General features: G+C 73.1%; 19 protein-coding genes and 1 pseudogene. 10 read left to right on the top strand and 10 right to left on the bottom strand.

The window, feature by feature from the left end; genetic code table 11:
* Positions 1-491 precede the first annotated feature (491 nt).
* The gene (locus tag ACFFRH_RS29685; protein ID WP_386161023.1) at positions 492-1,505 is read right to left on the bottom strand and encodes a LacI family DNA-binding transcriptional regulator; all 1,014 of its coding nucleotides are present in this window, start codon (positions 1,503-1,505) and stop codon (positions 492-494) included.
* Positions 1,506-1,945: 440 nt separating this feature from the next.
* Between ACFFRH_RS29685 and ACFFRH_RS29680 the strand changes: the two genes are divergently transcribed.
* Both ACFFRH_RS29680 and ACFFRH_RS29675 read left to right on the top strand, forming a co-directional pair.
* Positions 1,946-2,401: a GNAT family N-acetyltransferase gene (locus tag ACFFRH_RS29680; protein WP_386161022.1), complete on the top strand. Its 456-nt coding sequence runs from the start codon at positions 1,946-1,948 to the stop codon at positions 2,399-2,401.
* 192 nt (positions 2,402-2,593) lie between these two features.
* The gene (locus ACFFRH_RS29675) at positions 2,594-3,832 is read left to right on the top strand and encodes a cytochrome P450 (protein WP_386161021.1); all 1,239 of its coding nucleotides are present in this window, start codon (positions 2,594-2,596) and stop codon (positions 3,830-3,832) included.
* Between the two features lie 93 nt (positions 3,833-3,925).
* Here ACFFRH_RS29675 and ACFFRH_RS29670 read toward each other — a convergent pair whose 3' ends face one another.
* From ACFFRH_RS29670 to ACFFRH_RS29655, 4 genes are read right to left on the bottom strand one after another with little or no spacing between them, the layout of a single operon-like run.
* Entirely contained in the window at positions 3,926-5,932 is a 2,007-nt protein-coding gene (locus ACFFRH_RS29670; protein WP_386161020.1) for an amylo-alpha-1,6-glucosidase, read from the bottom strand.
* Positions 5,929-7,521 carry an MGH1-like glycoside hydrolase domain-containing protein gene (locus ACFFRH_RS29665; protein WP_386161019.1) on the bottom strand — a complete coding sequence of 531 codons (1,593 nt, stop codon included), beginning with the start codon at positions 7,519-7,521 and terminating at the stop codon, positions 5,929-5,931. The genes ACFFRH_RS29670 and ACFFRH_RS29665 overlap by 4 nt, the downstream gene beginning before the upstream one ends.
* A complete protein-coding gene (locus ACFFRH_RS29660; protein WP_386161018.1) occupies positions 7,518-8,408 on the bottom strand; it encodes a TIM barrel protein in 891 nt (296 codons plus the stop codon). The genes ACFFRH_RS29665 and ACFFRH_RS29660 overlap by 4 nt, the downstream gene beginning before the upstream one ends.
* 14 nt (positions 8,409-8,422) lie before the next feature.
* On the bottom strand, positions 8,423-9,469 hold the full coding sequence (locus ACFFRH_RS29655; protein ID WP_386161017.1) for a zinc-dependent alcohol dehydrogenase: 1,047 nt from the start codon (positions 9,467-9,469) through the stop codon (positions 8,423-8,425).
* A gap of 147 nt (positions 9,470-9,616) precedes the next feature.
* Between ACFFRH_RS29655 and ACFFRH_RS29650 the strand changes: the two genes are divergently transcribed.
* The 6 genes and pseudogenes from ACFFRH_RS29650 to ACFFRH_RS29625 all read left to right on the top strand — a co-directional run.
* Positions 9,617-11,017 (top strand): ABC transporter substrate-binding protein, encoded by a 1,401-nt coding sequence (locus tag ACFFRH_RS29650; RefSeq protein WP_386161016.1) that lies wholly within the window; start codon positions 9,617-9,619, stop codon positions 11,015-11,017.
* Between the two features lie 34 nt (positions 11,018-11,051).
* Complete coding sequence (locus ACFFRH_RS29645) at positions 11,052-12,065, top strand: carbohydrate ABC transporter permease (protein ID WP_386161015.1); 1,014 nt, start codon at positions 11,052-11,054, stop codon at positions 12,063-12,065.
* Complete coding sequence (locus ACFFRH_RS29640) at positions 12,062-12,928, top strand: carbohydrate ABC transporter permease (protein ID WP_386161014.1); 867 nt, start codon at positions 12,062-12,064, stop codon at positions 12,926-12,928. The genes ACFFRH_RS29645 and ACFFRH_RS29640 overlap by 4 nt, the downstream gene beginning before the upstream one ends.
* A gap of 21 nt (positions 12,929-12,949) precedes the next feature.
* The gene (locus ACFFRH_RS29635; protein WP_386161013.1) at positions 12,950-14,173 is read left to right on the top strand and encodes an ROK family transcriptional regulator; all 1,224 of its coding nucleotides are present in this window, start codon (positions 12,950-12,952) and stop codon (positions 14,171-14,173) included.
* Positions 14,170-15,066, top strand: coding sequence for a Gfo/Idh/MocA family protein (locus ACFFRH_RS29630; protein WP_386161012.1), 897 nt, complete (start codon positions 14,170-14,172; stop codon positions 15,064-15,066). The genes ACFFRH_RS29635 and ACFFRH_RS29630 overlap by 4 nt, the downstream gene beginning before the upstream one ends.
* Before the next feature lie 132 nt (positions 15,067-15,198).
* Positions 15,199-15,321, top strand: a pseudogene (locus ACFFRH_RS29625) (hypothetical protein); the annotation flags it as partial.
* Here ACFFRH_RS29625 and ACFFRH_RS29620 read toward each other — a convergent pair.
* Both ACFFRH_RS29620 and ACFFRH_RS29615 read right to left on the bottom strand, forming a co-directional pair.
* Positions 15,285-16,496 carry a glycosyltransferase family 2 protein gene (locus ACFFRH_RS29620; RefSeq protein ID WP_386161011.1) on the bottom strand — a complete coding sequence of 404 codons (1,212 nt, stop codon included), beginning with the start codon at positions 16,494-16,496 and terminating at the stop codon, positions 15,285-15,287. The pseudogene ACFFRH_RS29625 and the gene ACFFRH_RS29620 overlap by 37 nt on opposite strands.
* Positions 16,493-17,497, bottom strand: coding sequence for an iron-containing redox enzyme family protein (locus ACFFRH_RS29615; RefSeq protein ID WP_386161010.1), 1,005 nt, complete (start codon positions 17,495-17,497; stop codon positions 16,493-16,495). The genes ACFFRH_RS29620 and ACFFRH_RS29615 overlap by 4 nt, the downstream gene beginning before the upstream one ends.
* 652 nt (positions 17,498-18,149) lie before the next feature.
* On the opposite strand from ACFFRH_RS29615, the gene ACFFRH_RS29610 reads away from it, so the two are divergent.
* The gene (locus ACFFRH_RS29610; RefSeq protein ID WP_386161009.1) at positions 18,150-18,956 is read left to right on the top strand and encodes a hypothetical protein; all 807 of its coding nucleotides are present in this window, start codon (positions 18,150-18,152) and stop codon (positions 18,954-18,956) included.
* Positions 18,957-19,077: 121 nt separating this feature from the next.
* On the opposite strand, the gene ACFFRH_RS29605 is transcribed toward ACFFRH_RS29610, so the two are convergent.
* Positions 19,078-21,177, bottom strand: coding sequence for a hypothetical protein (locus ACFFRH_RS29605; protein ID WP_386161008.1), 2,100 nt, complete (start codon positions 21,175-21,177; stop codon positions 19,078-19,080).
* A gap of 157 nt (positions 21,178-21,334) precedes the next feature.
* Complete coding sequence (locus ACFFRH_RS29600; protein ID WP_386161007.1) at positions 21,335-22,447, bottom strand: YihY/virulence factor BrkB family protein; 1,113 nt, start codon at positions 22,445-22,447, stop codon at positions 21,335-21,337.
* Positions 22,448-22,548: 101 nt separating this feature from the next.
* Between ACFFRH_RS29600 and ACFFRH_RS29595 the strand changes: the two genes are divergently transcribed.
* Positions 22,549-23,133 carry a ferritin-like domain-containing protein gene (locus ACFFRH_RS29595; RefSeq protein WP_386161006.1) on the top strand — a complete coding sequence of 195 codons (585 nt, stop codon included), beginning with the start codon at positions 22,549-22,551 and terminating at the stop codon, positions 23,131-23,133.
* Positions 23,134-23,269: 136 nt separating this feature from the next.
* Here ACFFRH_RS29595 and ACFFRH_RS29590 read toward each other — a convergent pair whose 3' ends face one another.
* Positions 23,270-24,367 carry a cellulose binding domain-containing protein gene (locus ACFFRH_RS29590; protein ID WP_386161005.1) on the bottom strand — a complete coding sequence of 366 codons (1,098 nt, stop codon included), beginning with the start codon at positions 24,365-24,367 and terminating at the stop codon, positions 23,270-23,272.
* Positions 24,368-24,473: the final 106 nt, after the last annotated feature.

Here is a 24,473-nt window from a genome sequence, read left to right as displayed (position 1 = left end):
CGTGACTCCGGAGCGGAGACGACCGATCCCCTCGGCGGAGGCGCCCGCCCTGCGGAGGTGACTGCCACCCTCTGTGGAGTGACCCCCGGTGGGGACGACGGCCTGGGAAGCACCCGCGAACGCCTGTCGCCTCGATGACCTTCATGAGAAGACGGTAGGAAATCGGGCTCACGGCCGGAATCCGACTACGTGCACGTCCCGGGTGTGGGTAGGTGCACCCGTTGAGACGGCGAGATCGTCGAGGAGACGCTCGCGAAGTTTCCCGCCCCCGCCAGACGGGTCCGCCGGTGTTTCAACCTCGCCGGACCGCGAAGAGCCGCTCCCTTCGAGAACCACTCCGCATCCGTGGACCGCCGGTCGGCTCGGAGGACGAGGGCCGTCCTGTCGGAACCCTGTCACCGGGCCCGTGGGAGCCGCCCGATGACCGGTTCACCGCCGGCCTTCGCCGAAGTGTTCCGCCCGAGGCGCGACTCCGGTCCCCGGACGGCGTGTCAGGTGGCCGGGGGAGCGGAGCTCTCGCGGACGACGAGGTCGGTGGAGAGCTCGACCCGGCGGGGCTCGGGGGACTCGCCGCGGGAGATGCCCAGGGCCATCCGGGTGGCGAGGAAGGCCATCTCCTCCAGGGGCTGGCGGACCGTGGTGAGCGGCGGCCAGGCGGACCTGGACAGGGGCAGGTCGTCGAAGCCGACGACGCTCAGGTCGTCGGGGACGCGCAGCCCGCGCTGCCTGGCGACCTCGAAGACGCCGAAGGCCTGCAGGTCGCTGCCGGCGAAGATGGCGGTGGGCCGGTCGGGCAGCGAGAGCAGGGTGTGACCGTGGGCGTGGCCGGAGCCGACGAGGAAGTCGCCGTGCAGGATCAGCGCGGGATCGACCTCGACCCCGGCCGTCTCCAGCGCGGCCCGGTAGCCGTCTATGCGGGCGCGGCTGCACAGCACGTCGGGCGGACCGCCGATCATGCCGATCCGGCGGTGGCCGAGCTCCAGGAGATGCCGGGTGGCGGTGAGGCCGCCCTGCCAGTTGGTCGCGCCCACCGACGCCACGCCGGGGGCCGGCTCGCCCTCGGGGTCGACGACCACGAAGGGGATCGAGCGGGAGTTGAGCCGGTCGTACCGCTGTGCCGAGAGCCGGGAGCCGACGATGATCACACCGTCGGTGCGGCGGGAGGCGAGCCGGTCGAGCCAGTCGCGGCCGGGACCGTCGTGGGTGTGCAGGACGGAGATCACGATGCTCGCCTCGGCCTCCGCGGCCGCCTTCTCCGCCCCGCGGATGAGCTCCATCGCCCACGGGCTCTCCAACTCGGCGAAGATCAGGTCGATCAGGCCGGCCGGGCCGTCGCTGCCGGTCGCGCGCCGGATGTAACCGTGCTCGCGGAGGAGCCGCTCGACCCGCCTGCGGGTCTCCGGCGACACCTCGGACCTGCCGTTGATCACCTTGGAGACCGTGGGGGCGGAGACGCCCGCCTCCTCGGCGATGCGGGCGATCGTCACCCGGGGCTTACCTGGCATGCCCGGCAGCATATCCCGAAACCTTTCGGCGTGTGGCCGGTGGCCTGGGAATACGTCCCCTCTCCTCACTGCGGTGATCTCGCGCGGTGCGCCGACCGTGTTTGAGTGTTTTCTGCGTACCTCGGGTGGAAAATTTTTGCGATCGGCAGAAATGTTCACCGGCACGCGCCGCGGCTGTGAGCGCCGCCTGCCAGGGCTTGTTCCCGGAAGGGGCCGCGCTTCGCCCGTAGAAGGGGCCGCGCTTCCCCGGAAGGGCCGCGTGCCGGACCTCGCCTCCGGAAGGGAGCTGATCCCCCGGTCCTCGGGCCGGGTGTGAGGACCCGCGCGGAAGTGCCTGCCAGGGGCTGTCCGTCAGGACGATCGGCCGCTCGGATCGCCTGGTGGGAGACTCCTCTGAATTGTTCGGGCGATTGGATTGTTCGGGCGATAACATCACGATCATGGCGGATTGGGGGCTTCGGCCGGCTTCGGTGGCGGACGTCGAGGCGGTGGCCGAGTTGCGGGCCGTGGTGCTGAGGCCGGACCTCGTGCGGCTCGGACGGTACGACGCGCGGCGTGTGCGGCAGCGCCTGCGGGACGAGTTCACACCGGCACACACCTGGATGATCGAGGTGGGTGGTGCCTCGGCCGGTTGCGTGGCGCTGCGGCCGGCGAAGGACACCTACTGGTTGGAGCACTTCTACCTGAACCCGGATCTGCAGGGCAGGGGCATCGGCTCCGCCGTACTGGGAGGGCTGCTGGAGCGCTGCGACCGTGAGGCCGCCAGGGTCCGGCTGAACGTGCTGCGGGGCAGCTCGGCCCGCCGGTTGTACGAGCGGCACGAGTTCACGGTCGAGACCGAGGACGAGATCGACGTGTTCATGGTGCGTGCTCCGATCCCGGCCGGGCGCCGGTGACCGATCCGTCGGGACGTCGTCCGGGACGAGGACGGGGTGGACGTGTTCGTGGTGTGTGATCCGATCTCAGCCGGGCGCCGGTGACCGGTTCGCCGGGACGCCGTTTAGGTTGAGATCACGGATCTTGTCGTCCGCACCTGTTCGTCCTTCGTACCGGGTCTCAGTGCCCCCTCCCGAAAGGACCCGTCACCGATGACCTCCACGGCCGATCCCCAGCCCTTCCCCGCCTGCCCGATCCACCACCCCCTGGACCAGGAGGCCGACGGGGTGAATCGGCCGGCGCTGCAGATCGACCCGCGCTATCACGCCATCAGGGAGAGCGGTGGGGGCGTCGCCGAGGTCATCCGGGCGAACGGCACCCGGGCCAGGCTCGTCACCCGCCACGCCGACGTGATGCGGGTACTGCGGGACGAGCGACTCTCCAGGGAGGCCGCTCTCGACGTCGACGACGTGGCCGGTCTGGAAGGCACCCTCCTGGGCCTGGACGGAGACGATCACCGCGTCCTGTCCAGGCTCGTCAGGGACCGGTTCACCCGGTCGGCGGTGGAGGGCATCCGCGACCGGATCGAGGCCCGGGCCGCGGCCGCCCTGGCCGCGATGCGCGAGCGAGGTGACGCGGCGGACCTGATCGAGGCGTTCTCGCTGCCGTTCGCCCTCGACGTCATCGCCGACATGCTGGGACTGCCGGAGCAGGACCGGCGGCGGTTCCAGCGCTGGAGCGAGGCGTTCCTGGCCACCAGCACCCTCGGCAGGGACGACGCGCTCGCCTCCGAGCAGGCGATGGGCGGCTACCTGGCCGGTCTCCTCGAACAACGCCGCCGGGTTCCGGCCGACGACCTGCTGTCGCGGATCGCCGCCGGCGGAGCCGACCTGCCGTTCGACAGGCTGGTCAAACTGCCGATCACGCTGCTGGTCGGTGGCTGGGAGACCACGGCGAGCTCCATCGGCACCTACGTCCAGGTTCTGCTCACCCACCCGTACGGGGAGCACGAAACCGCGTACCGCCATCTCGTCGACCACCCCGGGGAGATACCCGGTGCCGTCTCCGAGCTGGAGCGGATGTTCCCGACCTCCGGCGCCGACGACATGCCGCGCCGGGTGACGCGGGACCTGACCCTGCCCGGCGGGGAGGTCCTGCGGGCCGGCGACGTGGTCATCCCCTCACACGACGCCGCCAACTTCGATCCCAGGGTCTTCGCCGACCCGCATCGGATGGACTTCGGCCGGACCCCGAACAGGCACCTGTCCTTCGGCTACGGGATCCACCACTGCATGGGCCGCCACCTGGCCCACGTGGAGATGACAACGGCGATCGCCCTGCTCACCCGCGAGCTGCCGACGTTGCGCCTCACCGTCCCGGTTGAGGACATCCCTCGCAAGTCAGGACACGCCGTCAGGGGTCCGCGCACGCTCCCGGTGGCCTGGGACTGACACCCCCGCCGGGCGCGGCCGAGCCGCGCCCGGCTCCGCACCTCCCGCGTCCCGCCGCCGCGTGAACCCGTACGGCCAGGGGCGGGCGGCGCGTCAACGCCGGGGTACGCCGGAGGCGCCGCGGGGCTCCCGCAGGGCGGTGAGGAGGGCGAGCGGTGTCGCGGCCGCCCAGGCCTGGGGGGAGGACGAGTGCGGGTAGGGCACCGGGTCCGGGTGCTCGTCGCGCCCGTACCCGGCCATGACCTCCGGCAGCCGCCAGCCGTGCCCGGCCGCCGCCCGGACCAGGCCGTGGGCGACGGTCCTGGCCTGTTCGGCGAGCCCGCTGCGCGCCAGGCCGAGCACGATGACGGCGTTGTCGTGCGGCCAGATGCTGCCCAGGTGGTAGGAGAGCGGGTGGTAGGGGACCTGGCCGGCGGCGAGCGTGCGGATGCCGAAGCCGGAGAAGAAGTCCGGCCGCAGCAGCCGCCGTCCCACCGCCAGCTCCTCCTCCGGGGCGAGGACGCCGGACCACAGCAGGTGCCCGGCGTCCGAGGCGAGCGTGTCGACCCGCCGGTCCTCACCGTCCAGGGCGAGCGCGGGGAAGGCGTGCTCGGGCATCCAGAAGTCGCGGCGGAAGCGGTCTCTCAGGTCCGCGGCGGCCTCCTCCAGCCGACCGGCCCAGCGCGGGTCGTCCCACACCGTGCGGGCGAGCCGGGCCGTGCGGACCAGGGCGTCGTAGGCGTACCCCTGGACCTCGCAGACCGCCAGGGCGCCCTCGGCCCGCGCGCCGTCGGAGAAGCGGATGGCGTCGGCGGAGTCCTTCCAGTTCTGGTTGACCAGGCCGCCGCCCGCCGCGTCCGAGGTGTAGCGGAGGTATCCGTTCCCGCCGAGGCCGCCGTCGCGGAACATCCACTCCACCGCCGCGCGCGCCTGCGGTTCGAGGCGCGCGGCCAGTCCCGGGTCGCCGGTGGCCGCGGCGTGGGCCTCCAGCAGCACCAGGAAGAGCGGGGTGGCGTCGACGCTCCCGTAGTAGCGGCCGTAGGGGACCTGCCGGAAGTGCGCGAGCTCGCCGTGCCGCACCTCGTGCACGATCCTGCCCGGCTGCTCCAGGCGGGCGGGATCGTTCCGCGTCCCCTGGACGGCGGCGAGGGCGAGCAGGGTGTCGGCGGCCAGGGCGGGCCGGTACGGCAGGGCGAAGAGCGAGGTGAGCAGGGAGTCACGGCCGAACAGGCCGAGGAACCAGGGGACACCGGCCGCGGGCACCCGCAGCGCCTCGCCGCCGGGGCCGGAGGTGGGGACGCGCAGCCGGGCCAGGTCGGCCAGTCCCTGCTCGCAGGCGCGGGCCAGTTCCTCCCAGGGGGTGAGGTCGCGGGGGCGGGGCCGCGCGCCGACGAACTCGCCGGTGTCGGCCTCCAGCCGCTTCCGCACGGTGTCGGGGGAACCGGGCGGGGACGGTTCCCTCGTGCCGTGCGGGACGGCCAGGGCGGTGAGCCGCAGATCGGCCGTGCCGTGGGCGGGCAGCGCGAACCGCCAGGTCAGCACGCGGGCGGTGCCGCCTTCGTCACCGTCACCGTCACCGTCACCCTCGCCGTCGGCGGGGCGGGTCCGGTGCGGTGGCGGCGCGGCGGTGACGGTGGTCCGCGAGGACCAGGTCTCCCCGCGCCGGTAGTGGAAGGCGACCCCGTCCGGTGTGTCGTGCGCGGTGCGGCGCGCGCCTGTTTTCCCGTACGCGCGGTGGTCGGCGCGCAGCTCGAACTGGTCCGCGAAGTCGGCGTCCACGTGGAGTTCGAGCTCCACGACGGTCGGCTCGCCGCTGTTGCTCACCAGCCGGAGGTGTTCGGTGAGGGCGCCCTCGGCCACCGCCTGCCGCCGGAAGACGGTGTAGGCGGGAGGGCGGTCGCGGGTGCCCGCCGGGGTGAGCACGCAGCCGTCGCCGGAGGAGGTGAGCAGGGTCAGCGGGACCGGCGCCGCGCCACCCGCGGTCAGCAGCCACCGGCTCAGGTGCCGGGCGTCCCTGACGAACAGCCCGTCCGTCGCGGTGCCCCGGGTGCCGTGGACGTCCCCGTGCGCGGTCACGGCGGCGAAGGTGCCGCTGTTGACGAGCAGGCGGCCGGCGCTCATCGGGCGGAGCCCTCCTCGCCGGATCCGCCTCGGGGGGAGACCCCGGGGACGTTACGGGACCCGCCCCCGGGCGCGCCCGCAGAAACGTTACGGGACCCGTCTCCGGGGACGCCCCCTGGAACGCCACGGGACGCGCCGCCGAACAGGCCGCTCTCGGACACGCCGTTCCCGGACACGCCGCCGAACAGGCCGCCCTCGGAGGCGCCGCCGGGCAGGTCGTCACCGGACGCGCCGCCGGGCAGGTCCTCCTCGTGCGAGGAGAGCAGGTCCAGGGCGAGGGCGGCGGTCCAGCTGAAACGCCGGACGCCGCGCCCCTCCCCGGTGTACGGCTCCAGGTACTCGGCGAACCCCGTGCGGTGGGCCGCGTCCAGGACCTGCGCGCGCAGCCGGCCGGCCGCCCCGCTCTCGCCGTGCCGCACCAGGCCGCGGTGGACGAGCCAGGCCGTGTTGAACCAGCTGGGACCGCGCCAGTAGCGGTTGCCGTCGAACTCCTCGGCCGTGAGGTCGTAGCTGGGCACGAGCCGGACCTCTCCCAGGCGGAAGCGCGGTCCGCGGGCGGTCCTGACCAGGGCCGCCGCGACGTCCTCCGGCAGGCCGGGGACGATCAGGGGGATGAGCCCCGACACGCCGTATCCGGGGACGCGCTCGTCGGTCACCAGGTCGCGGGGGAGGAAGAACCCGGCGGCCGGGTCCCACAGCCGGTCGAGCAGGGCGCCGGTCGCCGCCTCGGCCCGCCGCCGGTGCGTCCCCTCGTCCGCGCCGACCACCCGGGCGATCGCGGCGAGCGCGTGCTCGGAGGCGATGAGCAGGGCGTTGAAGCAGGGGTCCTCGACGGCGAAGGCGTGCGGGGTGCGCGCGTCGTCGTAGCCGTGGTCGCGGTAGGTCGCGGCCAGACGTACGTACCGCGCGTAGTCCAGGTCGGTGGGCCGGTCGGCGGGGGAGCCGTGGTGGAGGTCGGCCCGGCGGAAGGATCCCCGAGGCGCGGGCTCGACCCTGGCCAGGGCGGCGTCCCAGCTCGGGCTGTTGTCCAGTCCCGGCTCCCACGGGTGCACCACCGCGGCCAGCCCGCCGCCTCCCAGGTCCCTGGAGGCGGTCAGGTAGCGGTGCCAGGCGGCGAGCCGGGGGTAGACGCGCTGCAGGAAACCCCGGCGCCGCGATTCGGCCGGGTCGGCGAGGTGCACCAGCCAGGCGGCCAGCGCCTGGACGGGCGGCTGGACGATTCCGGAGGTCTCGACGGTGGCGGGCGCGCCCGTGTCCCGGTCCGTGCCGGAGGAGCGCCAGAAGTCGGGGCTGGGGAAGTAGGCCCCGAGCGGCACGGACGGGTTGAAGACGATGTGCGGGATCCGGCCGTCGCCCCACTGCGCGCCCAACAGCGTCTCCAGCTCGCGCTGGGCCCGGCGCGGGGAGAGGTGGCGCAGCCCGATGGAGACGAAGGCCGAGTCCCAGCTCCACTGGTGCGGGTACAGGGCGCGCGAGGGAACGGTCGCCGTCCCGGTCCAGTTGCCGAGCAGGACGTGCGCGGCGGCCCGGCGCAGGCGGGCCCGGCGGCCGGTACCGGAGGCGGCGGCCGCTTCGAGGACGGCGGTCATCCGGCCGGCCGGTGCGAGAAGGGCGGCTGCTGCGAGGACGACGACCGGTGCGAGGACGACGGCTGCCGCGAAGGCGACGGCCGGTGCGGGAAGGAGGCGCGCCGCAGGAAGGCCGGGATCGAGCGCACGGCCTGGACCGGGTCCCCGGTGAGCCTGCACTCGACCGCGAGGTAGCCGTCGTAGCCGACGGCCTCCAGGGCGCCCAGCCAGGCGGGCCAGTCGAGGTGGCCCGCGCCGGGCTGCATGCGGTTGGAGTCGCTGACCTGGGCGTGGCCGACCAGGGACGCGGCGGCGAGGACGGCGGCCGCGGGGTCGGTCTCCTCGATGTTCATGTGGTAGCTGTCGATGCCGATGCGGACCGAGTCGAGGCCGGCGGCGCGGATCAGGTCGGCGGCCTGCTCCAGCCGGTTGACCATGTGGTCCTCGTAGCGGTTGAGCGGTTCGAGGAAGAGCGTGACGCCCTCGGAGCGGGCGTGCTCGCCCAGCTCGGTGAGCCCCTCCAGCAGCACCTCGCGGTCCCGCTCCTCGTCGCGCGGCGGCTCGAACGGCGGCAGCCGGCGCGAGAACATGCCGTAGGAGGCGGGGGTCTGGGCGCCGAGCCCGCCGAGTTCGCCGATGACCGACAGCTGCGACTTCATCTGCTCGATCGCGTCGCGGCGCAGGTCGTCGTCGAAGGCGCCGAAGAAGTGGAGCATGTCCACGCACACGGTCGGCATGACGACGCCGTCGGCCCGGGCCCTGCGCAGCTCGGGCAGCCGGTCGCGGAAGTGGAAGGCCCCCTTGCCGCGCAGCTCGACGGCGTCGTAGCCGGCGTCCTGCGCGAACTCCCACTTCTCCTGGAGCGTCTCGCCGGGGAGCAGCTGCTCCTGGCAGGCGATCTTGAGCATCGTTCGTCAGCCTCTCAGAACTCCAGGACGACCTGGAGCGCGTCGGCGGGACGCTCATCCAGGAGGACGTATGCCTCGGCCGCGTCGGCGACCGGCACGACATGGCTCACCAGGGACTTCACGTCGACGTGACCGTCGGCGACGAGCCTCAGGAAGGTCCGCTGGAGCCGGTCCACGCTCCAGCGCCCGGCGAGCTGCGGCGGGACCCCGCCGATCTGGGAGGAGACGAGCTGCACGCGGTTGTGGTGGAACTCGTCGCCGAGCCGCAGCCCCGCGCCGTCGCCCTGGTAGAAGCCGGAGGCGACCACGCGCCCGCCCACGGCGACCGAGCGGATCGCCTCGTGCAGGGCCGGGTGGGCGCCGCTGATCTCGATGGCGACGTCGGCGCCGAGCCCGCCGGTGGCCTCGCGGATCCGCTCCGCGACGGCGTCGGTGTGCGCGTTCAGGGTGTGTGCGGCGCCGTACTCCGCCGCCTTGGCGAGCCGGGAGTCGAGCGCGTCGACGGCGGTGACGCGGGCGCCGCTCAGCTCCGCCAGACGGGTGGTGAGCAGGCCGATCACGCCCTGGCCGAAGACGGCGACGTCCTCGCCGAGGTGGATGTCACCGGCGAGGACGGCGTTGTACGCGATGGCCCCGACCCGGGCGAAGGCGCCCGCGAGCGGGGCGAGCCCCTCGGGGAGCGCGTGGCCGATCATCCGCTCGGCGGGGACGACGCCCTCGCCGCGGTGCCCCCAGATGCCCCACACCGTCTCGCCGGCCCCGGGCAGTCCCGGCGTGCCGGCCAGTTCGGGGGAGACCTCGACGACCTCGCCCACCTCGGAGTATCCCCAGCCCGCCACCGGGTACGAGATGCCGGGCCCCGCGTCGCGGAAGATCCTGGCCTCGGGGTCCCAGGTGCGGGTCAGGTAGGGGTTGGTCCCCCGGTAGGCGGTGAGTTCGGTGCCCGCCGAGATGCCGGAGTACAGGGTCCGGACGCGCAGGTGGCCGGGAGGCAGGGGGAGTGATTCGCCGGTGGCCACCTCCACCTGGCGGGGGCCGGTGAACTGGACGACACGTTCCACAGGAGCTCCGGAAGATCGTTTTTGTGTACTCATTGGGCAAATAGGGATGACTTCTGTCGAAGATAGCCCAAACTTAGGTCTTGTCAATAAGCAAAAGTGGTGCTCTGATGCAACACGTACGAAACACGGCGGCAGTGAGGAAGATCTATGCGCAGGCGGTCTCGAAGGTCGAGGACACTGGCGGCCGCTGTGGCCGTCGCGCTGGGAACCGGGCTGATGTCCGGTTGCGCCGCGCGGGGTGAGAGCGTCCCGGACAACAGGATCACGGTCTGGAGCCTGGAGAACCTCACCCCCCGGATGGAGGCGACCAAGAGGATCGTCGCGGCCTTCGAGAAGGAGAGCGGAGTCCAGGTGGACCTGGTCGGGATCGACGAGGGCCAGCTGCCACAGCTGATCATGTCCGCGGCCGCCGCGGGCACCCTCCCCGACGTCCTCGGCGCCGTGCCGCTCGCCCCCGTCTGGCAGATGTACACCAACGGCCTGCTCGACACCGCCGCCGCGGGCAGGATCGTCGAGGGGCTCGGCGCGGGCACCTTCAACCGCAACGCGCTCACGCTGACCGGCGACAAGGCGACCCGCCTCAGCGTGCCCAGCGACGCCTGGATGCAGATCCTCGTCTACCGCAAGGACCTGTTCGACAAGGCGGGGCTCGCCGCCCCCGACTCCTACGACACCATGCTGCGGGCCGCGCAGACCCTGAACGGCGGCGGCGTCAGCGGCATGTCGCTCGCCACCGACCCGAGCGACGTCTTCACCCAGCAGAGCTTCGAGGACCTCGCGCTCGCCAACGGCTGCGGACTCGTCGGCCCCGGCGGCGACGTCGGCCTCGACAGCCCCCAGTGCCGGCAGGCCTTCGCCACCTACCACCGGCTCGCCGCCGACTACGGCGCCCCGGGCACGCAGAGCGTGGACTCCACCCGCGCCACCTACTTCGCCGGCCGCTCCGCGATGATCGTCTGGTCCACCTTCCTGCTGGACGAGCTGGCCGGGCTGCGCGCCGACGCGCTGCCCAGCTGCGAGCAGTGCGCCCAGGACCCCGGCTTCCTCTCGGACAACAGCGGGATCGTCACGGCGCTGAAGGGGCCGGGCGCCGCCGAGCCCGCCCAGTTCGGCGAGATCTCCTCCTGGGTGGTCACCCGGACCGCCGAGACCGCGGCCTCGGAGAAGTTCGTCCAGTACATGATGGACACCGGGTACGAGGGCTGGTTCGGGATGGCACCCGAGGGCAAGATCCCGGTTCGCGACGGCACGGCCGAGGACCCCGGCAGATACCTCGACGCCTGGCGCGCCAGCGACGTCGGCGTCGACACCAAGAAGCCGATGAAGTCCGTCTTCTCCGCCGAGTTCCTCGACCAGCTCGCCTCGGGCGTGAGCGACATGCGGCGCTGGGGCCTCACCGAGGGGCAGGGCGCGCTGGTCGGCGCCACGCTCGGCGAGCTTCCCATCCCGAAGGCGGTCGGCGCGATGACCTCCGGCCAGATCTCCCCTGACGAGGCCGCCAGGGAGGCCGACGAGGAAGTCACGGCCCTGCAGAAGTCCCTCCAGTGAGCCCCCGCGGCCCCGTCCCCCCGAGGAACCCACGATGAGCACCACACAGGGCGCCGAGCGGCGCCGACCCCCCGAGACGAGCCAGGAACCCGAGGTCCGGCGGGACAGGACCCCCACCCTGGCCCAGCGCGAGAACAGGACCGGGCTGGCCTTCGTGTCGCCCACCGTGCTCGTGGTCCTGGTCGTCGTCGTCCTGCCCATCGCCTGGACCGTGCTGCTCGCCTTCCAGCGGGCGCGGCTCGTCGACATCCAGGGCATGGGCCTGCTGTCCAACTGGACCTGGGAGAACTTCGCCGAGGTCTTCACCTCGCCCGGCTTCTGGACCTCGCTGTGGACCACCCTGGTCTACACCGCGGGCAGCACCGCCGGGTCGATCGCCCTCGGGCTGGTCGCCGCCCTCGCCCTGCGCCGGCCCTTCCGCGGCCGGGCCCTGCTGCGCGGGTCGATGCTGCTGCCCTACGTCGCGCCCGTGGTGGCCGTCACGTTCGTCTGGGAGATCGCCCTCAGCCCGCAGTTCGGCATCGTCAACGAGCTGGGCACCCGGCTGTTCGGCTGGGACAAGCCGATCGCCTTCCTCGCGACCCGCTCCCACGAGGTCTCCCTCCTCGGCTGGGACGTGGAGCTGCCGCTCGCGCTGCTCACCGTCATCGCCTTCGAGATCTGGCGCTACTTCCCGTTCGCCTTCCTGTTCCTGCTCGCCCGCCTGCAGGCCGTGCCCGCCGGGATGGAGGAGGCCGCCACGGTGGACGGCGCCACGCTCACCCAGCGCTTCCGCCACATCCTGCTGCCCCAGCTGATGCCGGTGATCGCGCTGCTGTCGGTGCTGCGCTTCATCATGACGTTCAACAAGTTCGACGACGTCTATCTGCTCACCGGAGGCGGCTCGGGCACCGACGTCGTCGCCGTGCGGGTCTACGACTTCCTCACCGCCCGCTACGACGTGGGGGCGGCGGCCGCGCAGGCACTGGTCCTCGCGGCCGTCCTCGCCGTGCTGCTCGGCGTCTACTTCAAGTTCTTCGCCAAGAGGGTCCAGGAGGAGGCGTCATGAGCCGCGCACAGGTCGAGGAGAGGACCTTCGCCGTCGTGCGGTGGGTCGTGATCGCCTTCCTCGCGGTCATCACGCTCTTCCCCTTCTACTACATGCTGCTGCTGTCGGTGAAGCCCATCGACCAGCTGCTGCTCGACCCCGGCCGGCTGTGGGTGACCCTCTCGGAGCTCACGTTCGACACCTACCGCGACGTCCTGCGGTCGGTCGACGACGGCGGCCAGGGCTTCCTGAGGATGCTCGGCAACTCCGCGCTCGTCGCCCTCGCCACCGTGGCGCTCACCCTGCTGGCCTCGGTGCCCGGCGCCTACGCGGTGAGCCGGCTCAGGTTCCTCGGCGGCCGCCAGGTCAGCGCGGTGTTCCTCGCCGTCTATCTCTTCCCGTCCACGCTGCTGGCCGTCCCGCTGTTCGTGATGTTCGCCAAGATCGGTCTGCAGGGCAGCCTTACCGGGCTCGTCATCGTCTACATCGCGCAGACCGTGCCCGTCTCCATCTACATGCTGAAGAACTACTTCGTCACCATCCCCAAGAGCGTCGAGGAGGCCGCGGCGCTCGACGGCTGCTCGCGGGCGCAGATCCTGCGCCGGATCGTGCTGCCCCTGGCCGCGCCCTCCCTCATGGCGACCGGCCTGTACGTCTTCATGATCGCCTGGAACGAGTTCCTCTTCGCGCTGCTCTTCCTCGCCGCCGCCCCCGACCAGTGGACGGTCTCGCTGGGCCTGCAGCAGCTCGCCAACGGCATCGAGGTCCCCAAGACGGTTCTCATGGCGGGGTCGGTGGTCCTCACGATTCCCGTGGTAGTTCTTTTCTACGCCGCCGAGAGGCTCCTCACCGAGGGGCTCACCAGCGGCGCGGACAAGAGCTAGAGCCGAGGAGAGACACACCGGATGGCAACGCCCTGGAGCACCGCAGGCCACCTCCTGGAACTGATCCGCACCGGGCAGGCGCGCACCCGGGGCGAGCTCCAGCGCGTCACCGGACTGTCCCGCTCCACCGTCGGCCAGCGGCTCGACCAGCTCTTCGACGCCGGGTGGCTGCGCGCCGTCCCCGGCGGGCAGTCGACCGGCGGACGGCCCTCCAACCTGCTGGAGTTCGACACCCGGCACGCCGTCGTCCTCGCCGCCGACCTGGACGTCACCCACGCCCACGCCGCCGTGATGGACCTGGCGGGCGGCGTCCTCGCCGAGCACACCGGTGCCCTGCCGATCGAGGACGGTCCCGAGATCGTCCTCGACCGGCTCGGCCTGTGGTTCGCCGACCTGCTGGCCGCGGCCGGGACCGCTCCAGAGACGGTCTGCGGGGTGGGCCTGTCGCTCCCCGGGCCCGTCGACTCCTCGTCGGGACGGGTCGTACGGCCGCCGATCATGCCGGGCTGGGACGGCTACCCGGTTCCCGGGCGGACGCAGAGCTCGCTCGCCCGGCACGCGGGGGTGGACGCCGCCGTCCCGGTCCTCGTCGACAACGACGCCAACCTGATGGGGCTGGGCGAGCAGCGTCACGCGTTCGCCGACTGTTCCGCGTTTGTCCTGGTCAAGGTCTCCACCGGCATCGGCGCGGGCGTCGTCGTCGACGGCAAGGTCTTCCGTGGCATCGACGGCGGCGCCGGCGACCTCGGCCACATCCGCCTGCACGACCAGTCGGAGGCCCGCTGCATGTGCGGCTCGTACGGCTGCCTCGCCGCCGTCGCCAGCGGCCGTGCCCTGGCCGGACAGCTCGCCGCCCTCGGCGTGCCCGCCCAGTCGGGCGCGGACGTCCGCGCCCACCTCGACGCGGGCTCCCCCGACGCGGGGCGCCTGGCCCGCGAGGCCGGACGCCGCTGCGGGGAGGTGCTCGTCACCGTCGTCACCCTGCTCAACCCCGGCGTGCTGATGATCGCCGGAGACCTGGCGGAGACCCATTTCGTCACCGGGGTTCGCGAGCTGCTCTACCAGCGCGCGCTGCCCCGGGCCACGCGCAACCTGCAGGTCGTCACCTCCCGGCTCGGCGACCGCGCCGCGCTCGCCGGGGCCACCGCGATGGTGGTGGAGCACCTGTACGCCCCCGACCAGGCCGACGCCCGCCTGGCGGCGGCCCGTCCGCACCACCGCTCACCGGCCGGAGTCGAACCGTGAACACCACCACACCCGTCGAGGTCGGCCTGATCGGCGCCGGACCGTGGGCCCGCGCCATGCACGCCCGCATGCTGGCCGCGGGCCCGGAGACCCGTCTCTCCGCCGTCTGGGCGCGCCGCGCACCCGCCGCCCGGGAGATCGCCGAGTCCCACGGGGCGGCCGTCGCCGGAACACCGGAGGAGCTGTTCGACCGGTGCGAGGCCGTCGCGTTCGCCGTGCCCCCCGCCGTCCAGGCGGAGCTCGCCGTGCGCGCGGCCAAGGCGGGCAAGGCCCTGCTGCTGGAGAAGCCGCTGGGGCCCGATCTCGCGTCGGCGCGCGCGGTGGCGGAGGCCGTCGCCGAGGCGGGCGTCGTCTCGCAGATGGTGCTGACCAAGCGCTACCACCCCGCCACGCGCGACTTCCTGCGCCGCGCGGCGGCGCTGGAGACGACCGGCGCCCGCTCCTGCTACCTGCACGGCGCCTTCCTGGGCGGGGAGTTCGCCACCGGCTGGCGGCTGGAGCAGGGGGCCCTGCTCGACCTCGGCCCGCACCTGCTGGACCTGCTGGACGCCGCGGTCGGTCCCATCACGGGCATCCGGGCGACGGGCGACCCGCGCCACTGGGTGGAGCTGACCTGCGAGCACGAGAACGGCGCCGTGAGCCAGGCGTCCCTGTCGGGCAGCGTCCGGCTGCCCCGGGTACGCACCCGGATCGAGCTGCTCGGACCGCGGGGGGAGCTCGTCTTCGACACCTCGGGGATCGACCACGAGGAGTGCTGGCCCATCCTGCGCGCCGAGTTCGCCGCCGCCGTACGGTCGGGCCGTCCGGGCGAGCTGGACGCGGCCCGGGGGCTGCGCCTGCAGGAGCTGATCGACGCCGCGACAGCGGGCCGAGGCCTGTCCGGCGATTCCTGAACCGCGCGGCGGAGCGGAAACCCGCGGCGAGCGCGGCGGGCACGGCGACCGGCCGCCGGACGGGCCGGCGCGAGAGGCCCGGGACGGAGGTGGCCGGCGTTTTCCCGGAGGCGCGGCGGGCACAGAGGCGATATGCACCCAAAAATGGATGATTCGGTCACAGTGACTCCCTGTGAGGACGGGCCGCTGCTGATCCGGGGGCCGTTCACCCTGCTCACTCAGGACGGGGTCGTCATCGATCCGGACCGGGCGACGGTGGCGCTGTGCCGGTGCGGCCGGTCCGCGTCCAAACCGTTCTGCGACGGCTCACACAAACGCGCCGGTTTCCGGGCCGCGAGCGAGCCCGACACGGTCTCCGGGGTCGCGAGCGAGCCCGGCGCGGCTTCCCGGGCCGCGGGCGGATCCGGCGCGGCGGCCTGAGACCGCGCCCTGAGCCGGTGGGCCCGAGACCGCGCCCTGAGCAGGCGGGAGGAGTGCGCGGCGGCCGGTATCCGGCGCCCGGCGTAGAAGACCCCGCCGCGCAGGAATCGGGCCGCCAGGGCCAGCCAGCTGCACACGGCCCGCTCCAGCAGCCATACCGGGGCGAACAACGCGGCGGTGAAGGGAAAGACCCGCCGTCCGCCCGCGCGGCGGCGGCCGATCTCGGCCACCGCCACCGCCAGCCCGGCACCGGCCGCGACGGGGCCGGGGCGCCGCCGCAGCAGCGCGAGGACCACGGCGGGCGCGATGGTGAGGAAGAACGCCATGCGGGCCGGTTGGGCGAGGTCGTCGTAGGCCTGCCTCACCCGCTGGGACCAGAAATGGCGCGGGTCGGGCGGCAGGCGGCGGACGTAGAGGTCGAGGGGGCGCTTCTCGCGGCCGCCGTGGGCGCGGACGGTGCGGATGAGTTCGAGGTTTTCGAACAACACGTTCCCGTCGTAGCCGCCCATCGCCCGGAAGGTCGAGCGGCGCACCGCGAACGTGCCCGGGTAGTCGGCGCCGAAAGCGCGGTTGAGCAGGGTGCGGGCACTGTCCCAGCGGGCGTGCCACGGCATCGGGTCGAAGTGGTTCTGCGGGCGGACCAGATCGGCGCCCTCCAGCAGGGCGGCGAGGCGAGCCAGCTCACGCTCGCCGTAGCGCACGTCGTCGTCGGCGATGACCACGTGCTCGGCGCGGGCCCGGCGCAGCCCGGTGACCACCCCGTCGACCTTGCCGTTGGCGAAGCCGAGGTCACCGTCGGGCCGTACGTGCAGCACCAGCCCCTCCCACCGGGCGGCGTGCCGGGCGAACAGCGCGGCGGGGGAGGCGTCGACGACGATGACACGGACACTGCGGCGCAGTCGGCGCAGGTAGGCGGTGAGCTCGTCCAGGCCGGCGTCGTCCCTCCAGCGCAGCGGCAGCACGTAGTCCATGTCGGGATCGCTCTCCTGATCCACGGGACGGTCCGTCATCGGCTCCCCGCCATCAGCTTCGTCTCCCGCAGCGAGGAGGCGGCGTCCCGCCAGCGGCCCAGGACGTGCTCGGCGAAGAGCCGGTCCAGGGTGAGGGCGCAGGCCGCCCCGTACAGGACCTCACCGGCCCGCCAGGGGTGCTCGCGGACGAAGCCGCCGCACATGTCGTGGGCGGCGATCTGCTCGTGCACGGCGTCGGCCTGCACGTGCTCGTCGTAGAAACGCCTCGCCGTCTCGTCGCCGCCCAGCCTGCGCAGGCCCAGGGAGTACAGGTGGTTGGGCGCCGAGGAGGTCATCTCGAACGCCGCCAGGTGGCCCAGCAGCGCCCCGAGATGGCGCCGGTGCAGCCCGAACAGCGACATGGCGTTGGAGACGGCCAGTGTGATCGCCGGCACCCGCTCCACGTAGGCGCCGTAGGAGTCGTCCAGCTCCAGCCCGCGCATGGTGGCCCGGAACAGCTCCGAGTGCATCCGCCCGACACGCCCGCCGCCGTACTCGTCGGCCTGGATCTCCACCAGCGCCGCCTTGGGAGCGCCACTCAGCCGGGGGATCGCCCAGGTGTGCGGGTCGGCCTCCTTGAGGTGGTAGATCGACCGGTGCGTGACGAACTCGCGGAACTGCTCCAGGTCGGCCTGCCTGGACAGGAAGGCCGACAGGCGGGGCCCCTGGTCGGCGGCGACCAGCTCGGCCAGGGCGCGGCGCATCGGCACCCCCGCGACCGGGAACGGACGGGGGACGGCTCGCGCGAGGCCGGCTTCGAACCGCCGCTCCAGTGTCTTCCTGGCCGCCAGCAGTGACGGCTCCCACTCCCACCCCTCGTCCACCTCCTCGAAGCCCCGGTAGTGCAGCTCGTAGCAGGTGAAGAGTGCGAGCTGGAGGTCCTCGTCCTCGGTGACCGGATGCCCGGCCGGTACCGGTGGCGCGTCGAAGGCGTGAGGCGGGCGCCTCAGGTGTTCGAAGAGCGAAGCGGTGAGGAGACCTCGAGGCGTGGGAAGCTGCATCACGATCTCCCATGGTGACGAAAGAATTGCAGGTGAAAGAACCAAGAGAATCGCTCGGGTAAGGAGCGCTGGTTTCATCTCCCGGGAGGGTGCTTCTCCGCGCGGGCACGCGGCCGGCCCACTGCCGGCTCGGTGAATGTGTTCGTCACGGTGATGGTCGTACGTGGGCGACGGCATGGACATATACGGATTTATTGGATATTCGCCCTATGTGTCCCTGATGCCCTCATCTTTCACGAGTTAACCTCCCCGCTCGGTGAATGGTGAGAAGGGCCGCGACCAAGGCCGGGAAGTGCCCGCCGGTGCGCCGTCGATCACCCCGGCCGCCGCCGGAAGCGAAGCCACCGGAAGCGAAGCCGCCGAGGGTGAAGGAACCGGGGGTGAAGGCACCGCCGGTGACGATCGGCGGACACCGGGTCCGACGGTGGTGGGCACGGTCCCGGGATCGAGCCCGGCCACGACGCCGGCCTGGTAAGGCGTGAGCCGTCTGACGGTTTCGGGTCGCCCGTGGATCGGCGAGGAGCGCGGCCACCGGAACGATGATCGGCGGCGGTCCGGCCGGTTTCCTTCGCGTAGCCGGTTCTTTACCGACCACAAGGATGAGAGGATTCCATTTATATAGTTTCATACAGGCTCGGAAGGGAGATCCGGCATGGCTGGGGATGAGGTCACGCGGTTGCGTGCCCTGCGGGTGGAAGTGGCCGGCACCCGTCGCGAGGCCGGGTGGCGTCAGGCTCTCACCCAGGCGATCCTGCGCCGGTGCACGGACGAGGACATCCCGGGCGCGACACACCGGGAGGATCTCGACGAGGCGGCCGAACACGCGGGCTGGCTCCTCGCCCACGACTGCGACCAGTGGTCCTTCGCCCTGGTGGGGCGGGTGCACGAGATCCGATGGGAGGACTTCGGTGACCCCGCGGACCGCGACGTCGCCATCACCATGCTCTCCGAGGCGGACGACCTCCGCGAGGAGAACGCCTGGTTCAGCGCCGCCGACCACGAGGCCCTCGCCGAGCTGCTGCTGAGCCGCCACGCCGACCGGGGCGTGCCGTACGACCTGGACCTGGCGGTCGACAGGCTCAGGGCGGCCCTGCGCGAGTGCGACGACAGGACGTCGGCCCTCTACCTGCGCTACCGGCTGGGCACGGCGCTGGCGGTGCGCGTCACCGGTCCGGGCGCGGGGTCCGCCGATCTCGGCGAGGCCGTCACCCTGCTCGAAAACGTGCTCCCCCGCATGCCGGAGGGCGACCCGGCCACGTACCAGGCGACGTTCGCCCTGGGCGGGCTTCTGCGGAGCAGGGGACTCGCCAACGGCAGTGCCGCCGACCTGGAGCGGGCGGCGGGGCACTTCGGCCTGTTCCTGCGGGCCACCCCCGACGACGACCCGCTCCGGCCGAAGGCGGCGCGTGACCTGGCCAGCACGCTCACCCACCTCGGCGGGACCTCGGGCGCCTTCTGAGACGACGCGTACGGGACCGCTCCAACAAGAGGGGGCCGGGACGGTTCGAGGACGGGCGGTCCCTGGCCGAGGGCCGAGGGGGGCAAGCCGTGGCGTGAGCGGCCCGTCGTGGTGAGGGCGGTCAGCCGTCCTCCCAGAGGCGGTCCTCGGGGGTGCTCGACGGCGGCTCGCCCACCCGGGTGGCCACGGAGCGCGCCGCGACCAGCAGCGGATGCCCCTCGCTCAGCGGCGGGCGGCCGTGGGCCAGCGGGCGGCGGTCGAGCAGCGGCGCGAGCAGGGGTGCCACCTCCTCCACCTCGCCCGAGCCCATCCGGCACAGCGCGATGTCCAGCCGCCCGGCGAGGACCAGCGGGTGCGAGGCGTCCAGCCTGTCCTCGCCCATGGCGAGGAGCGCCGCGCTCGCGGTCTCCGCCTCCTCCTCGCGCCCGAGGGCGTACGCGGCACGGGCGGTCAGCAGCAGCCGCTCCGCCTGGCCGGGGAAGTCGTCGTCCATGCCGTCCTCGTCCTTCGCGAGGGAGGCGAGCGCCCGCGCCGCGCCGACCGCGTCGCCGAGGGCCAGTTGCGCGGCGGCCTGGGCGCGCCGCACCGGCCGTTCGGGAGGCAGCGCCCGCAGGGCGGCGAGCGCCTGGTCGGGCTCGCCAGACGCGGTGAGCGCCAGGGCGCGGACCAGCGCCGCCTCGGCGCCCAGCCGGGGCGACACCTGCCGCGCGAACCACTCCGTGGTGACGGTGACCCCGGTGAGCAGCCGCACCGCCTGTACGGCGAACCCCGAGGCCAGCTCGATCTCCGCCAGGCGCACCGCGTCGTACTGGGGCCAGTAGCCCTCGGGTGGCAGGTGCTGCGCCCGCAGCCGGAGCGCCTCGGTCAGGTGGTGGCGCGCCTGCGCGGGCTGGCCCGCCGCGAGCAGCGCCTCGGCGAGGGTGACCCTGGCCGAGGCGGTGTTGACGTTGTCGGCGCCGAGGCGCTGCTCGCGGTCGGCCAGCGTCGCCTCGGCCACGGTCACGCCGGTGACGATCCGGCCCGCCCGGGAGGCGGCCCTGGCCATCGCCTGCTGGGTGAGCGTGAACCGCCGCCACGCCGGGGTGACCCCGGTGGCGGGGACGTCCCCGGCCCGCTGCTCGCTCACCTTCCGCAGCTCGCGCAGGCCCTCGGCGGGACGACCGGCCTCCACCAGCACCTCGGCGAGGTTGTGCCGCGTCCGGGCGCTGAGCGACGTCACGTCCGCGGAGCCGGGGGGCTCGCCCGCCGCCCGCAGCGACCGCTCGAAGCAGGACCTCGCGCCGGCCAGGTCGCCCAGGCGCAGCAGGGCGAGGCCCTGCCTGCTGGTCACGTCGCACAGGGCCTGCGGGTCGTGGGGGCCGGCCGCCAGCAGGTCCGCCAGCTCCCCGCCGACCTCCGCCGCCCGGGCCAGCAGCGGGCTGCCGTCGAGCAGGACCTGCAGGACCACCTCCAGGGCGCGGATCCTGGCATGGCCGCCGGAGCCCGTCCGCCCGGCGAACTCGGCGGCCCGTTCGGCGGCGTGCAGCCGCTCGGCCCACTCCCCGGCCAGCGGGAAGAGGTCGCGGGCGAGCCAGTGCGCGCAGAGCGCGGCCGCCTGGCGGTCCGCCGGCCCCTCGGGATCGTCGGCCATCGACCGGAAGGCCAGCTCCGACAGGCGCTCGGCGCTCGCGGTGGCCCACCCCGCGGGCGGGAGGCCGACCGTCAGCGCGGCGGACTCCAGTCGGGGCTCCAGGTATCGCGCGTACGCGGTGACGCGGCCCTCCCATCCCGTGGCGGCCGTGGCGCCGTAGACCTCCGTCACCTCCCACACCGGCTGGACCTGCCCGGCGGACGGGCGCTTCTCCGAGGTGGAGATGTCGCCGATGCCCAGTCGCACCTGGGCGAGCATGAAACGCTCCACCTGGTGGAAGCGCGCCACCCTGCGCAGCGCCGCCGTGACCAGGCGCTGCGCGTCGAGCAGGGAGCCCGGTGGCTCCGGCGCGCCGTCGCCCGCGGTGAACTCGTCGAAGGCGTGCTTGACGGCGAGGGCCACCAGCACGCGCCGGCTCCTGACCTCGTTGTACAGCCAGACGGCGCTGCGGCCCCTGCCGCCCTCGGCGCCCCGCGGCAGCCGCACCCGCTCCGCGACGTCCTCGGCCCTCACCTGGTGGTAGTCGCCGCAACGGAAGGCGTCGGCCGATGCCGCCGCGATGGCCGCGAGCCTGCGTTCCTGTGCCGACATCCCTACACCCCTCAGGTCGTCGCACATGAATATATCTCACTATGGTTCGGAGAACCTTGGGTTGATGAGTTGACTATCGCGACGGATGATCCGGCGTCACCCTGCCGCCGGCCGGAGCGCGGAGGTGTGCGTCTTCGGGTGCTCCTGGCCGGTGTTCCTACGACTGTTTCCGCGGCTTCTCGCCGTTTCCCGGCCGGCCGTCGGGCCGCCCGGTTCGGATCCGGCGCCCGCGAAGGGAGTCCACGAGCGTCCTGGCGACCGCGATGGTCGCCGCGCCCGCCGCTCCGACCAGGGGTTCCCGCTCCTCCTCGGCCGTGGGGCCCGGGTCGGGGTGGATGGGACCGGTCCGGCCCGCGCGGACGGCCTCCAGCTGCGCGGCGAACGCCAGCCCCAGGAAGAGGGCGACCGAGCTGAGAAACGACCACAGCAACAGCGCCATGACGGCCGTGAGCGGGCCGTACGTCGCGCCGAAGGTGCCGCTGCTCTCGGTGTAGAAGGCCAGCAGGAGGGTGAAGATCGTCCACAGGACGAGCGAGACCAGGGCGCCGAACGCCAGCCAGGTGTGACCGGGCTGCCTCCTGCGGGGCGCGGCGCGGAACAGCACCGAGGTCGACAGCAGTGCGAGGAGGAAACCGAGCGGCCAGCGCACCAGGTTGAACGCCTCGGTGACCCCGTCGTTCCAGTCGTAGACCTGCGCCAGGGCCCTGCTGATGGCGCCGCCGCCGACCATCACCACGAAACCGGCGGTCATGAAGGCTCCGGCCGTCAGCGCCATCACCAGCGCCCTGCCGTACTTGCGGTGGAAGGGCCGGTCCCGCTCGACGCCGTAGATGCGGTTCGCCCCCCGCTCCACCTGGGCCATCGCGCTGGTCAGCGAGAACAGGGCGGTGGCGAGGCCGAGCCAGAGCGCGAGGGCGCCCCCGGTACGGCCCGCCTGCCGGTGGCTGTCGGCGAGCACGGCCTTGACCGCGTCCACCCCCGCCCCCGGCGCGAGCCGGCTCAGGACCAGCTCCAGCACCTCGCCGAGATGCTCCTGGTTGATCACCGAGCTCAGCCCGACCAGCGCGATGGCGCCGGGGATGATCGACAGGCAGATCTGGAAGGCCAGGGCCCTGGCGTTGGTCAGGCCCTCGCCGTACCTGAACCTGGCGACGGAGTCGCGGGCCAGGTGCCAGCGGCCGTATTTGCGCAGGGTGGTCCACGCGTGGTCGGCGGAGAGCTCCTCGCCGTTCATGGTCCGCGTCTGCGGGACCTTCGTCGCTGTTCCCATCTCGCCCGGCCCGCTACCCCGAAAGCGACGCCGCGAACAAAACGCCTCCGACTGTGGCCGACGACACTGGATAAGAGGCCGAATCTGGGTAGTGCAGGCTCATGGCTGAATTCCTCACTGATATCAAGGAGCTTCGGGCGCGGGCGCGCCAGGAGATCGACAAGGGTCCCATCACGTCTGCCTACGGCGCGGACCTGCCCCGGGTGATCCAGGTGTGCAACGAGGCCCTGGCGACCGAGCTGGTCTGCGTGCTCCGCTACAAGCGGCACTACTACACGGCCTCGGGCATCCACGCCGGGCAGGTGGCCGCGGAGTTCCTGGAGCACGCCGCCGAGGAGCAGGAGCACGCAGACCGTCTCGCCCAGCGCATCGTCCAGCTCGGCGGCGAGCCGGACTTCAACCCCGAGACGCTGGCCGCGCGCTCGCACGCCGAGTACGACGACAGCCTCGACCTGATCGAGATGGTCAAGGAGGACCTGGTCGCCGAGCGGATCGCGATCGCCTCCTACACCGAGATCGTCAACTGGCTGGGCAACGACGACGTGACCACCAGGCGCGTCTTCGAGGACCTGCTCGCCCAGGAGGAGGAGCACGCCGACGATCTCAAGAGCCTGCTGGAGAGACTTCCCGGCGCCCTGGCCGGTGGGGCCGGCGGGGCTTCCGGGGCCTCCGGGGAGCAGGGCTGAGCGGCGGGCGGGGACCGTCCGGCGCCGGGTGACCCGGCCCCGCTCAAGGGGCCGGGATCCGGCGGGACCGGGTGCGGTGCGGGACTCGCCGCACCGGCCGTACGGCGACGGGCCAGGCCGGCTCAGTCGCGGCCGGTCAGCCGGTCGTGCAGGACACCTCGGGAACCGGGGACCCCGTACCCGAGGCGAGGAAGCCGAAGACCGTGGTCGCGCCGGGCGCCAGGGCGCCGTTCCAGGTGGCGTTCCGCGCCGAGACGGCGACTCCCGACTGGGTCACCGTCGCGTTCCACGACTGGTTGATCTGCCGCCCGGTGAAGGTCCACTCCGCCGTCCAGCCGGTGATCGCCACCGGGCCGTTGTTCTTGACGACCACCTCGCCCTGGAAGCCGCCCTGCCACTGGTTGGCCACGCGGTAGGTCGCCGTGCAGCCGACGCCGGGAGTGGGAGTCGGGGTCGGCGTCGGGGTCGGCGTGGGCGTGGGGGTCGGGGTGGGTGTCGGGGTCGGTCCGGCGCCGAGCAGCGCGGCCAGCGCGGGGAACCACCGGTCGGAGATCTTCTGGTCGCCCGTCGCGTTGGGGTGCACCCCGTCGTAGGTGTCGTACGTGGTGCTGAAGCCCGTCCACTGGTCGACCACGACCACCGGTGACCGCGCGGTGGTCTTGCCCGCGGCCCAGCCGGGGATCGCCGCGTTGAGCGCGGTGACCCGCTGCGCGCACTCACCGCACGTGCTCGGGTTCATGGGGATGATCTGGGCGACGAGGACCTTCGTGTCGGGGTTGCTCGCCCGCATCTGGTCCACCAGCTTGCCGTACGCGGCCAGGATGGTGGCGGTGGGGCGGTTGCTCCAGACGTCGTTGGTGCCGAAGTGCATCAGCACGATGTCGGGCCTGGTCGTCGAGAGCCAGCCGGGGAGCTGGTTCTGGTCGGCGACGTTGGTGACCAGCGCCCCGCCGTGCCCCTCGTTGTCCCCGTCGTGCGCGACTCCGCAGCCCTGCGGCGGCAGGGTGCCGACGAAGTCGATCCCGGTGTGACCGGCGTTCACGAGGCGGTTCCAGAGCAGCGCCCGCCAGCATCCGGGGGAGCCGGTGATGGAGTCGCCGAGCGCCATGATCCTGGTGGCCGCCGCCTGGGCGGGGGCCGCGGTGCCCACCAGGAGTCCCAGGGTCACGACCATGGCCGTCGCGGCCGCCAGAACCGTCAGAATCGCGCCGCTTCCGCGTGCCGTCCTTCGCATCTTCCGCTCCCGCCTCGGTGGGGGCCGATGCTAGGCGCCTCCGGTGGGGGCGGGAAGCCGTCCGCCCGCCGGGGAGGGGCTGACCTGCGCGGCCGTCACCGGCGGG

Source organism: Streptosporangium vulgare, from assembly GCF_042428775.1.
GTDB classification, from domain to species: Bacteria; Actinomycetota; Actinomycetes; order Streptosporangiales; family Streptosporangiaceae; genus Streptosporangium; species Streptosporangium vulgare.
Note: the sequence above shows the minus strand (reverse complement) of the source record. Positions and strands in the feature narration are given on the sequence as shown.